Source organism: Hyphomonas sp. NPDC076881, assembly GCF_050269995.1.
GTDB lineage: Bacteria > Pseudomonadota > Alphaproteobacteria > Caulobacterales > Hyphomonadaceae > Hyphomonas.
The window spans coordinates 42,542-55,609 of sequence record NZ_JBNNJJ010000003.1 but is presented as its reverse complement, the minus strand read 5'-3'; the positions used below and the strand labels follow the sequence as shown (position 1 = coordinate 55,609).

13 protein-coding genes are annotated in these 13,068 nt (G+C 65.0%); 8 read left to right on the top strand and 5 right to left on the bottom strand.

Annotated elements, in window-relative coordinates; translation table 11 throughout:
- Nucleotides 1–11 precede the first annotated feature (11 nt).
- From ACQKI2_RS03930 to ACQKI2_RS03920, 3 genes are all read right to left on the bottom strand, one after another.
- Nucleotides 12–1,559, bottom strand: a complete 1,548-nt coding sequence (locus ACQKI2_RS03930) for an acetolactate synthase large subunit (RefSeq protein ID WP_427378658.1) — start codon at nt 1,557–1,559, stop codon at nt 12–14.
- A gap of 280 nt (nt 1,560–1,839) precedes the next feature.
- Entirely contained in the window at nt 1,840–3,711 is a 1,872-nt protein-coding gene (locus ACQKI2_RS03925) for a feruloyl-CoA synthase (RefSeq protein ID WP_427378414.1), read from the bottom strand.
- A 112-nt stretch (nt 3,712–3,823) separates the two neighbouring features.
- Nucleotides 3,824–5,245, bottom strand: coding sequence for a M20/M25/M40 family metallo-hydrolase (locus ACQKI2_RS03920; protein ID WP_427378413.1), 1,422 nt, complete (start codon nt 5,243–5,245; stop codon nt 3,824–3,826).
- Nucleotides 5,246–5,409: 164 nt separating this feature from the next.
- Here ACQKI2_RS03920 and ACQKI2_RS03915 point away from each other — a divergent pair, with 164 nt between their 5' ends.
- Nucleotides 5,410–6,483, top strand: coding sequence for a hypothetical protein (locus ACQKI2_RS03915; RefSeq protein WP_427378412.1), 1,074 nt, complete (start codon nt 5,410–5,412; stop codon nt 6,481–6,483).
- 10 nt (nt 6,484–6,493) lie between these two features.
- Here the strand turns inward: ACQKI2_RS03915 and ACQKI2_RS03910 are convergent, their stop codons facing one another.
- Nucleotides 6,494–7,834, bottom strand: a complete 1,341-nt coding sequence (locus ACQKI2_RS03910; RefSeq protein ID WP_427378411.1) for a dihydroorotase — start codon at nt 7,832–7,834, stop codon at nt 6,494–6,496.
- Nucleotides 7,835–7,942: 108 nt separating this feature from the next.
- Here ACQKI2_RS03910 and ACQKI2_RS03905 point away from each other — a divergent pair, with 108 nt between their 5' ends.
- From ACQKI2_RS03905 to ACQKI2_RS03885, 5 genes are all read left to right on the top strand, one after another.
- The gene (locus ACQKI2_RS03905) at nt 7,943–8,755 is read left to right on the top strand and encodes a YgfZ/GcvT domain-containing protein (RefSeq protein ID WP_427378410.1); all 813 of its coding nucleotides are present in this window, start codon (nt 7,943–7,945) and stop codon (nt 8,753–8,755) included.
- The gene (locus ACQKI2_RS03900) at nt 8,748–9,329 is read left to right on the top strand and encodes a DNA-3-methyladenine glycosylase I (protein ID WP_427378409.1); all 582 of its coding nucleotides are present in this window, start codon (nt 8,748–8,750) and stop codon (nt 9,327–9,329) included. Before ACQKI2_RS03905 ends, ACQKI2_RS03900 begins: the two co-directional genes overlap by 8 nt.
- Complete coding sequence (locus ACQKI2_RS03895) at nt 9,326–9,535, top strand: hypothetical protein (RefSeq protein ID WP_427378408.1); 210 nt, start codon at nt 9,326–9,328, stop codon at nt 9,533–9,535. Before ACQKI2_RS03900 ends, ACQKI2_RS03895 begins: the two co-directional genes overlap by 4 nt.
- A complete protein-coding gene (locus tag ACQKI2_RS03890) occupies nt 9,532–9,810 on the top strand; it encodes a hypothetical protein (protein WP_427378407.1) in 279 nt (92 codons plus the stop codon). Before ACQKI2_RS03895 ends, ACQKI2_RS03890 begins: the two co-directional genes overlap by 4 nt.
- Nucleotides 9,811–9,941: 131 nt before the next feature.
- Nucleotides 9,942–11,060 (top strand): beta-ketoacyl-ACP synthase III, encoded by a 1,119-nt coding sequence (locus ACQKI2_RS03885; protein ID WP_427378406.1) that lies wholly within the window; start codon nt 9,942–9,944, stop codon nt 11,058–11,060.
- A 76-nt stretch (nt 11,061–11,136) separates the two neighbouring features.
- Here the strand turns inward: ACQKI2_RS03885 and ACQKI2_RS03880 are convergent, their stop codons facing one another.
- On the bottom strand, nt 11,137–11,286 hold the full coding sequence (locus ACQKI2_RS03880; RefSeq protein WP_157532788.1) for a hypothetical protein: 150 nt from the start codon (nt 11,284–11,286) through the stop codon (nt 11,137–11,139).
- A gap of 209 nt (nt 11,287–11,495) precedes the next feature.
- Between ACQKI2_RS03880 and ACQKI2_RS03875 the strand changes: the two genes are divergently transcribed.
- Both ACQKI2_RS03875 and ACQKI2_RS03870 read left to right on the top strand, forming a co-directional pair.
- Nucleotides 11,496–12,107: a YfbR-like 5'-deoxynucleotidase gene (locus ACQKI2_RS03875; RefSeq protein ID WP_427378405.1), complete on the top strand. Its 612-nt coding sequence runs from the start codon at nt 11,496–11,498 to the stop codon at nt 12,105–12,107.
- Nucleotides 12,107–13,057 (top strand): NUDIX hydrolase, encoded by a 951-nt coding sequence (locus ACQKI2_RS03870; protein WP_035598741.1) that lies wholly within the window; start codon nt 12,107–12,109, stop codon nt 13,055–13,057. The genes ACQKI2_RS03875 and ACQKI2_RS03870 overlap by 1 nt, the downstream gene beginning before the upstream one ends.
- Nucleotides 13,058–13,068 lie beyond the last annotated feature (11 nt).

Genomic DNA, 13,068 nt, shown 5'->3' with positions numbered 1-13,068 from the left:
TATAAAGCAGCTCAGCGCGCCGGCACATGCGCCGCGATGAGGTGCGGCCCCGGCTCGCTGAAGGCGCGCTGGAGGGCGGCGTCGAACTCTTCCGCCGTCGTCGCATTCACCGCCGGCACGCCCTGGGCTTCCGACAGCTTCACCCAGTCGATCTCCGGGCGGCCAAGGCCAAGCAGGTCAGCGGCCACGCGGCCGGGATTGCCCGCGCCGGTGCGCGCCAGCTCGATATTCAGGATACGGTAGGAATGGTTGACGAACACGACATTGACCACGTCCACGCCTTCCCGCGCCATGCTCCACAGCGCCTGATTGGTATACATCCCCGCGCCATCGCCCGTCAGGCAGAGCACCTTGCGGCCCTTCGCGCCGGCCGCCGCGCCCAGCGCCAGCGGCATCCCCTGCCCGATGGCCCCGCCCGTCAGCATCATCCAGTCATGCGGGCGCGCCCGGCCCGTCATCAGGAAAGTCGGCAGCCCGTTGGAAACGCCGTCATCGGAAACAAACGTGCCCTCCGGCATATGGCGGGCAATCGACGCGCCGACCGTGGCCGCGTTCAGCGCGCCGGCGGGCGCGTCGGGAATTTCCAGCGTGGGCGCCGGGGCAGCCTCTGTCAGGCCGAGCGTATCTGCGAGCGCTTCGAGGATGGCCGCGCTGTCGCTTTCCGGCCCGCCGATGACCAGCGGCGTGCAGCCTTCGGGCACCAGCAGGCTCGGCTTGCCAGGATAGGCAAAGAACGCCACGGGCACCTGCGTACCGGCCACCAGCATCAGGTCCGTGCCGTCAAGGTCCGCCATCGCGCCTTCGGCAAAATACTGCATCCGCTCGGGCGCAAAGATGCCCGCCCCGCGCACCTGCCGGGGAAAGAATGTATCCGTCAGCACACGGATGCCAGCCGCCTTCAGGCGCGCCGCATGGCCAAGGCCCGGCCCGGTCAGCGCGCTGCCGCTGATCAGGATCATCGGGCGCTTGGCAGCCTTCACCGCTTTGGCCGCCGCCTCCACCCGCGCGGCGTCCGGCGCGCGCAGGAAAGGCTGGGCGCGCGTCTTGCCGGGCCTGCCGCCTTCATTCCAGGCCGAGTCTGCCGGCAGGATCAGCGAGACGGGGCCCGGCACGGGGCCAAAGCTCGCCGCCCAGGCTTCCGCTGCCAACTCGCCCGCGGCCTCCACGCTGTCAGCCGACTTGATCCAGACGGAGTTGGGCCCGGCCAGCCCCATGATGTTGGAGGTCAGCGGCGCGTCATAGCGCAGATGCGGCACGGCATGATCGCCGATCACATTGATCATCGGCGTCCAGGCGCGCTTGGCATTGTGGATGTTCGCCCCGCCATTGAGGAAGCCCGCGCCCAGGTGCAGCAGCGTCATCGCCGGGCGGCCGGTAACGCGGGCATAGCCATCCGCCGCGCCCGTCGCCACGCCCTCGAACAGGCACAGCACCGAGCGGATGCGCGGCTCGCGGTCAAGCGCCGTGACAAGGTGCATCTCCGAAGTGCCGGGATTGGCGAAACAGGCGGTAACGCCATGATCTGCCAGTGTGGAAACAAGGGCCTCGGCGCCGGTCATGGCGGCGGACGTGTCGGACATGGACGAACCTCCCCTAAATTTGCTGCTGGCGTTCCCTAGCGGGTTTTGACGCCAGCGCAAAACCAAAGCGGGCCGCAGGCAATTAGGAAACAAGGGGAGCTTCCTGACTATCCGCGACCCGCCCATAAGCCAAAGGGGAATGGCTGAAGCTTCCGGTTACCCGGTCGCTCCGCGGGGCATGTTTAAGCACTTTGGATAAGGAATCGAGCCCTTAAGGGCAGGTTTCTACCCCAGAAACACTGATTTTCCGCCGAAAACGCTATGAGATCAGGAGTCTCGCCGCTGCAGGCGCGACCGAATAGAGCAGGTCAAGCTGGTCTGCCCGCAACGCCTGGGTGCGCGACTGGTTGATATACCCCTTCTCGGTGATTTCCCCCAGATCGGCGCGCGGTTCCTGAGGTTGCAAAAGGATGCGCGCAATGCGGGCCGCCGCGTTGGGATGGGCCTTGTTATGCGCGGCAAGCCCGGCCCGCACCGCCTCCTGAACCTTGGGATGGGTGACCAGCTGATCGGCCGGCAACGCCTCCCCCACCAGCCGCTGGCACCAGGCAAGGTTGAGGAAGCCGAGCAGGCCGATCTCATCCTTGTTGAGCCCGCAGACCACAGCATCCGACAGCGCCCCGCCACACGCCGCCACAGCCGCCACGCGCACCGCCCCGGCCGAAACCCAGGTGCCGCTGGCCAGCTTGAATTCCTCCACCGTGCGCCCGTCAAAGGCAAGGCCGCGCTCAGGCTGGGCAGGATCAACAAACTTCACCGCGTCGCCCAGCCGGTAATAGCCTTCCTCATCAAAGGCTTCGGCGGTCTTCTCCGGATTGCGGAAATAGCCGGGCGTGACGTTCACGCCCTTCACCCGCAGTTCCAGCTTTTCGCCCGTGGGCACCAGCTTGAACGTATTGCCCGGCAGGGGCAGGCCGATCAGCCCCATCCGGTCATTGGGCCAGTGAACGTTGGAAGCCGTCGGCGAGGTTTCCGTGGCGCCATAGCCCGCCGAGAGCGAGATACGCTCCCCGGTCACGCGCACCGCCACTTCCTGAATGCGCTCATAGATATCCTGCCCCATCGAGGCGCCGCCATACGCCATGGAGACAAGGCGGGAGAAGAACACCTCTGCCAGTTCGTCATCCTGTTCCAGCGCCGTGGCCAGCGCCGCCCAGGCCTGGGGCACGGTGGTGTGCTGGGTGGTGGGAATTTCCTTCAGGTTACGGATCATTTCGGGAAGGCGCGCGGGCGTCGGCGCGCCCTGGCAGATATAAAGCGTGCCGCCCCAGTCCAGCATGTTGTGCAGGATGGAATGGGTGCCGTAAGTGTGGCTCCAGGGCAGGAAGTTCACCATCACCTGCGGCCCGCCGGTAATCTCATCGAGGCGCTCCTCATTCCACACAGAGCGGATCATCTTGGCATTGGCCGCCACCATGCCATGGGTGTTGATCACCGCCTTCGGTTCACCGGTGGACCCCGAAGTGAGCATGTATTTGGCAACCGTTTTGGGCGTCAGCCGGGCATACGCCTCATCCACCGCCGGCCCGGCCTGCCCGGCAAAATCCTCCAGGCTGACAGCCCGCGGCACCTCCGGCGCATTGCGCGAATAGATCACCAGCCGGTCTGTGAGGTCCAGGCTGTTCAGGGCGCGCTGATATTCCTTCCCATCCTCCACATAGATGAATTTCGGGCTGGTCAGCTGGTCGATATAGCCAAAGCGCAAGAGATCCTGGCTCAGCGTGGCGTAAGCGGGCGTCACCGGCACCACAGGGCTCGCCGCCCACATCGCACCATACATCACCAGCGCATTGTCGATGGAGTTTTTCGACAGGATCATCACCGGCGCGTCCTGGCCGGCCCCTTCGCTGAGGAAGGCCGCCGCAAGCCGCTTCACCGCGGCAAGACCGTCCGCATAGGTCATCCGGCGCCAGTCATCCGCGCCGGGGTCTTCCGGCCAGCGTTCGGCCAGCCACACCTGGCCCGGGCGCTCGGCCGCCCATTTCACCAGCGGCGCCAGCATGTGCGGCGGGTGCGCCTTCAGGGGATGGCCGCTGTCGAGATAGATCGTGCCATCGGCGCGCCGGTCCACCTTCAGCTTCAACGGCAGGTAAGGCACCTCGCGGAACGGAATGTGCGCAGTCTTGCTCATGGGCGAACGTCAACCTCCCCGTAGGACAGTCTGACGCCGCCCCGTTTCATGTTGTTTTGCGGCCTGATTGCTCGCCCAGCGCGCGGCAAAGGGCAAGCCCCCTGCCTGCGCCTCAGCCTGCCCCGCCGGCGAGTTCCTTCAGGATGATGTACCAGTGATCGAGCCCGGAATAGAAGGCATCGACCGACAGGCGCTCGTTCAGGCCATGAGCGAACGTGTCATTCGGCTTGGCCGCCGAGCCGCCGATGCCCAGCGTGTCATAGCCGAGATTGCGGTAGTGCATCCCGTCCGTCCCGCCCGACGACATGTGCGGCATCACCGTCAACCCCTCCAGCCCGCGCGCGGCCAGCGCCACATTCACCGCCGCCAGCACCTCCTCCGGCAGCTTCGATTCCGGGCTTTCCACCAGGTCCGAGATCAGCTTGATCTTCAGTCTCTCATTGCCCGCCACGTCCTTCAGCGTCTTCTCTGTCGCCTCGATGCCGACGCCGGGGAAGATGCGGCAATTGACAGTGGCCGTCGCCCGCTGCGGCAGCGCGTTCTCCGCATGCCCCGCGCGCAGCATGGTGGCCACGCAGGTCGTCCCCGTGGTGCCCACCATCGAAGGCTCCGCCCGCAGCACGGCGATGGCGGCCTCGTCTGCCGGGTTCTCGGCGAAGGCGCGCATGGCATCGCCGAGCGGCCCAGGGGTCTGCGCCCCGGAAATCTTCATCGACGCCAGCGTCATCGGGCTATGCATCACCGGGAATTTGTACGCCTCGATCTTCTTCAGAACATCCGCCAGCTCGTAGATCGCATTGTCCGCCCTCGGAGCAGACGAATGCCCACCGGGATTGTCAACCGTCAGTTCAAACGTGGCATAGGTCTTCTCCGAGCCCTGAACGCCATAAAGCAGCGCCTTGCCATCCATGCCCAGCGACAGCCCGCCCGCATCCGCATTCAGCACATAGGCCGGGTCGATCTTCTCGGCGGTGTATAGGGCCTGCGCGCGGGTAGACACCATGCCGGTTTCCTCGTCCCCCGACAGCGCGATGATCAGGTCCCGATTAGGCTTGAAGCCCTCCTCCTTGAGCCGCAGGAAGGCAGAGATCAGGCTGACCACGCCATATTTGTTGTCCGCCGTGCCCCGGCCGAAGAAATAGCCGTCCTCCTCGATCAGATCGAAGGGATAGCGCTCCCAGGTATCGGGCAGCGCATCGACCACATCCATATGCGCCAGCAAAACGATGGGCTTCTCCGCCGCCTTGCCTTCCTCGGCCCGGTACCAGACCATCAGGCCCTGGATCCGCTCGCCATCATTCTCGTAATCGGTCACTTCAATGTCGGCATCGGTGAACCCGCCCGCTTTCAGCTCCTCGACCAGATACGCCACCAGTTCGGGAACCTTGCCCTGCCCCTGCGCCGTGCGCACCGCGATGGCTTCCTCATAGAGGCTGCGGGCTTTCTGCTCATGCGGGGCGCGCGCCTCCGCAAAGGCCGGAGAGGCGGCCAGCAGCAGGGCAGCGGAAATCATCAGGGCGGGTCTGAACGTCATGGGGGGCCTCTTGGGGGTCAGTCAGTCTCTTTCCACCCCAACGGTATGGCCAGTCTCGCCCCTTGGCAAACCCCGCCCTGGCACGGCTTGTGCATCGCCGTTTTTCCGGCGCCCCTTGGGGTTAATTTCTCGCCGGTGTATCATGGTTTATCGGGGCAAACGCTATGAAAGACCGCAAGAAATCCGCTTTAACCGCGCCGCATGCCGGCGCCTTTGTGCTCGGCGGCCTTGTGGTGGCGTCTGTGGTCGCGGTCGATGCCACCCTGCTCTCAAAGTCCGGCAGCACGCATCGCCCCGCCGCCGATCCGGCCATCGAGCGAAATCTGGAACACCTCCAGAAAGTCTCCGCCGGCATCTATGCAGACGAAGCAAGGCTGGGCGCCATCCGGTTCGGCGACGAAACCACCAAGGATCCGCTGGAGGTGCCCGCCCTGCAATTGCGCGTAAAGGCTCAGCGGGCAGAGGCCGCCCAGCTCTGGCAGGATCTCGGCGCGCTGATGGAGCTTCCCCCGCCCGGCGGCGGCGCCGGCGGCCTTGTCCGCTTTCCCTCCACGGCGGTGGAAAAGTCAAACTATGATCAGGTCTACCACCCCATCACCGGCCCACAGCCGTCCAAGATGCCGGGCGGTTTCTCCTTCCGCTTCGACCGCGTCATTCCGCAGGCGGACGGTTCCCTGCTGCACCGGCTGGACGCGCGCGCCGGCGGCGCCATCAAATGGGAGCGGGAGTTGCGCCGTGCCCGCACCCAGGGCCACTACACGGTCGAGGCCACAATAGACCGCATCTGGCCCGGCGTCGTCTATGCCCCGCTCTGGCTGTTTGCCGAAGGCCCGCAGGCCTGGGGCCACGAATTCGATTTCGAACTGGTCAACGGCGTGCTGGAGTTCAACCTGCACAATGGCCGCGGCGGCTTCAACATGCACCGGGCAGAGAAAGATCTTACCGGCCACCGGATGCGCTATGAAATCATCCGCCGCCCCGGCAAGGTCACCATGCGGGCCACCAGCCTCACCGATGGCTGGAGCGAGGAACTCCTCATCACGCCGGAAAAGGTCGCCGCCTGGGCCAGACAGCCCGGCGCCCCGGAGGGCCTGCACTTTCCACCGGAGACGGTGGCCATGTTCCCGGTAACCGAGCTGTGGCGCTGCAAATGGCCAGACTGGTGCGGCAAATGGGAAGACCTTCCGCCCGGCACCTATGTCGACATGATCGTCCACGGCTACCGGGTTGATCCGTAACGTATACGGATCAACCCGCCGGCTCCAGCGTTTCGTTGAAGCGCACGGGCTGGCCGCCGCCCTTTTTCACAATCTCGCCGTCCCGCATCACAAAGCCGCCGCGCACCACCGTGCCCACCGGCCAGCCGGTCGCCTCAAAGCCGTCAAACTGCGTCCAGCCGCATTTCGATTTCGACCATTCCGTGGTGATCGTCTGCTTGTGCTTGAGGTCCACAATCGTGAAGTCGGCATGATAGCCTTCGGCAATGCGGCCCTTGTCGGCCAGGCCGAACACGCGCTGCGGGCCCGCGCTCGTCAGCTCCACAAAGCGCTGCAGGCTGAGCTTTCCGTCATGCACATGCGTCAGCATCACCGGCACCAGCGTCTGCACGCCCGGCATCCCCGAAGGGCTGGCCGGATAAGGCCGCTGCTTCTCTTCAATCGTGTGCGGCGCATGATCCGTCGCCAGAACATCCACGATCCCGGCATTCAGCGCGCGCCACAGCGCCTCGCGGTGGCGCGCCTCGCGCACGGGCGGGTTCTGCTGGGCAAAGCCCTTCAGCCGGTCATAACAATCAGGCGCCGCCAGCGTCAGATGGTTGGGCAGCACTTCCACGCTCGCCACATCCTTGGCATTCACCAGAAGGTCCATCTCCTCGGCAGTGGAGATGTGCAGCACATGGATGCGCTTGCCGGTCTTGCGCGCCAGGCGCAGCAGCCGGCGCGTGGAGGAAACCGCTGCCTCCACATCGCGCACGATGATATGGCTGTTCCAGTCGCCCGTCACCGCCAGGCTGCGGCGCTCCTCAAGGCGGTACTCATCTTCGGAATGGAACGCGGCGCGGCGCTTGATGGCGCGCAGCACAGCCTCCACCCCGGCATCATCCTTGATCAGAAGATCGCCCGTCGAGGCGCCCATGAACACCTTCACGCCGCAGCAGCCGAGCATCCGCTCCATCTCCGGCAGCAGCGCCACATTGTCATGCGTCGCCCCGGCATAGAAGGCGTGGTCGATGTCCATCCGCCCCTTGGCGCGGGCCAGCTTGTCCAGCATCGCATCGGGCGTGATGGTCGAGGGGTTCGTGTTGGGCATCTCGAACACGGCGACCACACCGCCGAGGGCGGCCGAGCGCGCCTCGGTTTCAAGGTCAGCCTTGTATTCCAGGCCCGGCTCGCGGAAATGCACCTGCGTATCGATCACACCCGGCAGGATGTGCAGGCCGGACGCGCCATAAATCTCTCCCGCCGCGGCCTTGGAAAGATCCCCGATCCGGGCGATGCGCTCGCCAATGATGCCGATGTCTGTCTGGGCTTCGCCGCCAGGGGTGACGACCGTGCCGCCGCGCAGGATGAGATCGAAAACTTGGGTCATGGCCGCCTTATCGCGCCGCTTGCAGAAAAAGTCACGCGCAGCTCTGCCGTTCCGGCCCCAGACCACGCAGCCATTGCGGCCGCCGCCGGGCGGCCTTAGATCAGGCCCATGCACCGCCTTCCAGACCGCGCCATTCTCCGCCTCACCGGCCCCGACACGCTCGCCCTCTTGGAGCGCACGGTCACCCACAAGGTCATGGACTGGCCAGAGGGCGAAGCGCGCTACGGCGCCCTGCTCACCCCGCAAGGCAAGATCATCGCCGACTATATCGCCCATCGCACGGCAGATGGCGTGCTGATCGATGTGCATCAGGATGCCGCCGAAGACCTGCTCAAACGCCTGAAAATGTTCCGCCTGCGCTCGGCCGTCGAGATTGTCCGGGATGAGGCGCTGGTCTCCGCCATCAGCGCAGACGGCGCGCCCGATCCGCGCAGCGCCAAGCTGCCCCGCCGCGCCGTGGTCCCCGCCGCAGAAGCCGCCGCCCCGCTGGAAGGCTGGGACGCGCTGACCATCGCCGCCGGCATCCCCGAATGGGGCCGCGACTACCGCGCCGCCGAAGTCTTCCCCACTGACATCAACATGGATCTGATGAACGGCGTGGATTACAAGAAGGGCTGTTTCGTCGGCCAGGAAGTGGCCAGCCGCATGAAGCGCAAGGGCCTCATCCGCAAGCGCACTGTGCGCCTGCGCGGGCCAGGCCTTGCGCCCGGCGCCGAAGTCCGCGCCGGGGCGCTTGTGCTGGGCGCGGTGACCAGCGCCGCCGCCGGCGAAGCGCTCGCCCTGATCCGCACAGACCGGTTCGCCCAGTCCATCGCTGGCCAGCAGCCCGTCACCGTCAATGAAGCCCCCGCCGAGATCGAAGGCGCGCCCTGGCTGATTGCCGAAGTCAAAGCCCATCTGGAGGCAAAGGCCGATGAGTGAGCCCCATTCCTGCGGCTGGGCGCCGGTCACCGACCCGCTCTACCGCGCCTATCATGACGAAGAATGGGGCGTGCCCGAGCGTGATCCCCGCGCGCTGTGGGAAAAGCTGCAGCTTGATGGGATGCAGGCGGGCCTCTCCTGGATCACCATCCTGCGCAAGCGCGAGAGCATCCGGCAGGAGTTTGACAGCTTCGACCCCGAAAAGCTCGCCCGCTGGACCCCCAAACGCGCCGAAAAAGCGCTGCAGAATCCCGGCATCATCCGCAGCCCCAAGAAGATCGAGGCCGTCATCGGCAATGCGCAGGTCTATCTGGGCATGATGGAAGCAGGCGAGGATTTCTCCGATTATTGCTGGCGCTTTGTCGGCGGCAAACCGATCGTCAACAAATGGAAGAACTTCCGCGAAGCCCCCACCAGCACGGACTGGTCAGACAAGATGTCGAAAGACCTCAAGAAGCGCGGATTCAAGTTCGTTGGCCCCACAATCGTCTACGCATGGGCTCAGGCAGTTGGCATGGTCAACGACCATGAGGTAGGGTGTCCCCGCCACAAGGGTGTGCGGGAGAGATCATGAAAACGATTATGTTTGTCACGGCAGTGGGAATTCTGTCGGGTGTCGCCGGTTGCGCGAGCAGCGCGCCATCGAACGCCTATGCCAATCCGCTCGATGCCTGCGCCAGCATCCAGGACGATGAAGACCGCGCCCGGTGCATGCAGAACATGGTGGCGGATGTCGCCCTTACAACCAAGCGGGAAAAAGACCGCAAGAAAGGTCCATGATGATACGCCGTTTTGCTGCCGCTGGCGCCCTTCTGGCGCTGATTCCCGCCGCCGGCTGCGCCACCTGGCAGGACCGGGCCGAAGCCAAGGCCCTCTCCACCTGTCAGGACAAGGTGGACGACGATGAGCGCCGCCTATGCCACGAAACCGTGATCGCGGCAGAAAAAGCCAAATATGACAAGGAGTCAGAGGCCTGGGAGGAAAGCGTCCGCGCCGCCGAGGAGCGGGAACTGCACCGCAAGGTCTATGGCGGCCCCGGCCAGGTCGACAAGTAAGCCTTTTCCGGCGTGCCGGACAGCGGGTCAGCCTTGTGCTGGCCCCGCAACGCGCGTTACAGCTTGCAAAATAAGGATTTAGCAAGAAGGGCCTGACGCCTGCGGGCGGACGGGCGCCCCCGGAGACCCCTATGCCCAGCCCCGTCATTTCCGCCACAGGCCTGTGGACCCCGCCCAACTCGATTTCCAATGCAGAGCTTGTCGAAAGCTACAATGCCTGGGCCGACAGCTGGAACCTCGAGAATGCCGCCGACATCAGCTCCGGCCTGCTGGAGCCCAAGCCCCATTCCTCCGTCGAATTCATCGAGAAGGCCTCGGGCATCAAGGCCCGCTATGTCATCGACAAGGACGGCGTCCTCGACCCCGACATCATGACCCCGCGCATTCCCGAGCGGCCCAATGACCAGATTTCGGTTCTCGCCGAGATGGCCGTGCTGGCCGCCCGCGAGGCGCTGAAACGCGCCGGCCGCGACCCCAAGGATATCGACGCGGTGATCTGCGCGGCCTCCAACATGCAGCGCGCCTATCCGGCCATGGCCATCGAGGTGCAGGACGCGCTCGGCATTCAGGGCTTCGCCTTCGACATGAACGTCGCCTGCTCCTCGGCCACCTTCGGCATTCAGACGGCGGCCGATTTCATCCGCTCCGGCAATGCCCGCTCGGTGCTCGTGGTGAACCCGGAAATCTGCTCGGGCCATCTTAACTTCACCGACCGCGACAGCCATTTCATCTTCGGCGATGTGGCCACCGCCATCCTGGTCGAGGACGAGGCCTTCGCCCCGGCAGGGCACTGGAAAATCCTCGGCACGAAACTGAAGACCCAGTTCTCCAACAATATCCGCAACAATTTCGGTTTCCTGAACCGCGCCGCCCCCGAAGGCATCAGCGCGCCCGACAAGCTGTTCGTCCAGGAAGGCCGCAAGGTGTTCAAGGAAGTGGTGCCGATGGTGGCGGAGATGATCAGCGCCCATCTCGGCGAACTCGGCCTCAAGGCGGCTGAGCTCAAACGCATGTGGCTGCACCAGGCCAATGCCAACATGAACCGGCTGATCTCATCCAAAGTGCTTGGCCACGAAGCCAGCGAAACCGAAAGCCCCACGGTGCTGGACACCTACGCCAACACGTCCTCAGCCGGCTCGATCATCGCCTTCCATCTGCACTCGGAGGATTTTGCCCCCGGCGAGAAAGGCCTCATCTGCTCCTTCGGCGCAGGCTATTCCGCCGGCACGGTATTCGTGGAGCGCACCTAGCAGACACGCCGCGTCCTCCGTCCGCTCATCCCTGCGCAGGCGGGGATGAGCCGGAGATTGGGTTTGGCGGGAAACCCTACTCGTCGAAGTCTTCGGTAAACAGGTCGCCCCACAGGGCGCGACGGCTGGCGCGGGCCGCTTCGGTGACCACGATGACAGCACCGCACACAAGAACAGCGACAGGAAAACCAGGTCCGGTTGCGAATTGGTGCAGGATGTCAATCATTACGCGGCTCACCCGTTACTCTACTTGCCTGGTGCCATGACCCCCGGAAAATCCGGAGCCATCGCATCTGTTGCAAGGGTTATGCCTGACAGGCCTTAATGCGTCATTGGCAAAGCGGGGCATAAACAAGGCGAGTTTGTAACTGTATTGCCGCCGTTTATTTACCCGTACTACCAATCCCTTAAGATGCCCCCCATGGAGCCCCTGTCTTGAAGCGTTCTGTTAAGCCCCCCCGCGTCTGGCAACGGATGCTGTCTGGCCGCCGTCTTGATCTGGCGCACCCCTCGCCCATGGATGTGGAAATCGAGGACATCGCCCATGGTCTCGCCCGTGTGGCCCGCTGGAACGGGCAGACGCGCGGCGAACATGCCTTCTCGGTGGCCGAACATTCCGTGGTGGTCGAGCAGATCGTGCGCAAGCTGGAGCCCGGCCTCGGCCCCGATGCCTGGCTGACCGCCCTGCTGCATGACAGCCCGGAATATGTGATCGGAGACATGATCTCCCCATTCAAGGCGCTGCTGGGCGAAAGCTACAAGGACATCGAGGCCCGCCTGCAGGAGGCGATCCACATCCGCTTCGGCCTCAAGCCCGTCACCCCGGTTAAGCTCAAGAAGCTCATCAAGAAGGCCGATCATATCTGCGCCTGGTTCGAGGCGACCCAGCTTGCCGGCTTCAGCGAGGCCGAATCCGATGGCTTCTTCGGCCATCCCCCCGGCGGGATGAAATACCGTCTGAAGCCGCTCTCGGCCCCGGATGCCCAGAAGGCCTTCCTCAAGCGCTTCGGCGATATCCAGGCCGCGCTCGCGGCGGAGGCCGCCTGATGCCTGCTGGCTCGCCGCTGCTGATTGGCCTCTCGGCCGTGATGGTAGCCATCCAGGAGGGCGAGCCGCATGTGCTGGTCACCCGCCGGCCAAGCGGCGAGGAAGCCCTGCCCTTCGGCCCGTTCGACCCCGACAATCACCGCACGTTTGACCTCTCCCTGCGCGGCTGGGTGCGCGAGCAGACGGGCTTTGAACTCGGCTATGTCGAACAGCTCTACACCTTCGGCGACAAGGACCGCGAAACCCCCGAAGCCAGCGTGGTGGACGCGCCGCCCAACGCCCACGTCATCTCGGTCGGCTATCTGGCGCTGACGCCGGAAGAAAAGCCTGTGGCCGCCAATTTCGAGGCGCGCTGGCGCAGCTGGTATCAGTATTTTCCGTGGGAAGATCATCGCAGCGGCCGCCCCGCCCTGATCGATGCCGAGATCGCCCCGCGCCTCAAAACCTGGGCGGCAGGCAATGAACAGCGGGCCGAACGCGCGCGCATCGCCTTTGGCCTGGACAATGCCCGCTGGATCGAGGAGCGCGTGCTGGAACGCTACGAGCTGCTCTATGAGGCGGGCCTCGTGGCCGAATGCGCGCGCGATGCCGGGCTGCCCGAAGCCGGCATCCGCCTGGGCGCCGCCATGACATCCGACCACAGACGGATTCTCGCCACCGGCCTCTCCCGCCTGCGCAGCAAGATCAAATACCGCCCGGTCGTGTTCGAGCTGATGCCAGACCGCTTCACCCTCAGCGAACTGCAACGCGCGGTCGAGGCCATCCTCGGCCTGCCCCTGCACACGCAGAACTTCCGCCGCGCCCTGGAGAAGACCCAGCTCGTCACCGGCACCGGCCAGATGGAAACCTCCACCGGCGGGCGCCCGGCCGAACTCTTCACCTACCGGCGCCACCCCTCCGGCGGCTTTGCCGCCCCTGGCCTCGCCACCCCGCGAAAAACAGCAGACTGACGGCGCGCCGG

Bases quoted from the DNA above. Each gene is read 5' to 3' on its own strand.
- ACQKI2_RS03930 (WP_427378658.1), bottom strand. From the start codon at position 1,559: ATGACCGGCGCCGAGGCCCTTGTTTCCACACTGGCAGATCATGGCGTT.
- ACQKI2_RS03925 (WP_427378414.1), bottom strand. From the start codon at position 3,711: ATGAGCAAGACTGCGCACATTCCGTTCCGCGAGGTGCCTTACCTGCCG.
- ACQKI2_RS03920 (WP_427378413.1), bottom strand. From the start codon at position 5,245: ATGACGTTCAGACCCGCCCTGATGATTTCCGCTGCCCTGCTGCTGGCC.
- ACQKI2_RS03915 (WP_427378412.1), top strand. From the start codon at position 5,410: ATGAAAGACCGCAAGAAATCCGCTTTAACCGCGCCGCATGCCGGCGCC.
- ACQKI2_RS03910 (WP_427378411.1), bottom strand. From the start codon at position 7,834: ATGACCCAAGTTTTCGATCTCATCCTGCGCGGCGGCACGGTCGTCACC.
- ACQKI2_RS03905 (WP_427378410.1), top strand. From the start codon at position 7,943: ATGCACCGCCTTCCAGACCGCGCCATTCTCCGCCTCACCGGCCCCGAC.
- ACQKI2_RS03900 (WP_427378409.1), top strand. From the start codon at position 8,748: ATGAGTGAGCCCCATTCCTGCGGCTGGGCGCCGGTCACCGACCCGCTC.
- ACQKI2_RS03895 (WP_427378408.1), top strand. From the start codon at position 9,326: ATGAAAACGATTATGTTTGTCACGGCAGTGGGAATTCTGTCGGGTGTC.
- ACQKI2_RS03890 (WP_427378407.1), top strand. From the start codon at position 9,532: ATGATGATACGCCGTTTTGCTGCCGCTGGCGCCCTTCTGGCGCTGATT.
- ACQKI2_RS03885 (WP_427378406.1), top strand. From the start codon at position 9,942: ATGCCCAGCCCCGTCATTTCCGCCACAGGCCTGTGGACCCCGCCCAAC.
- ACQKI2_RS03880 (WP_157532788.1), bottom strand. From the start codon at position 11,286: ATGATTGACATCCTGCACCAATTCGCAACCGGACCTGGTTTTCCTGTC.
- ACQKI2_RS03870 (WP_035598741.1), top strand. From the start codon at position 12,107: ATGCCTGCTGGCTCGCCGCTGCTGATTGGCCTCTCGGCCGTGATGGTA.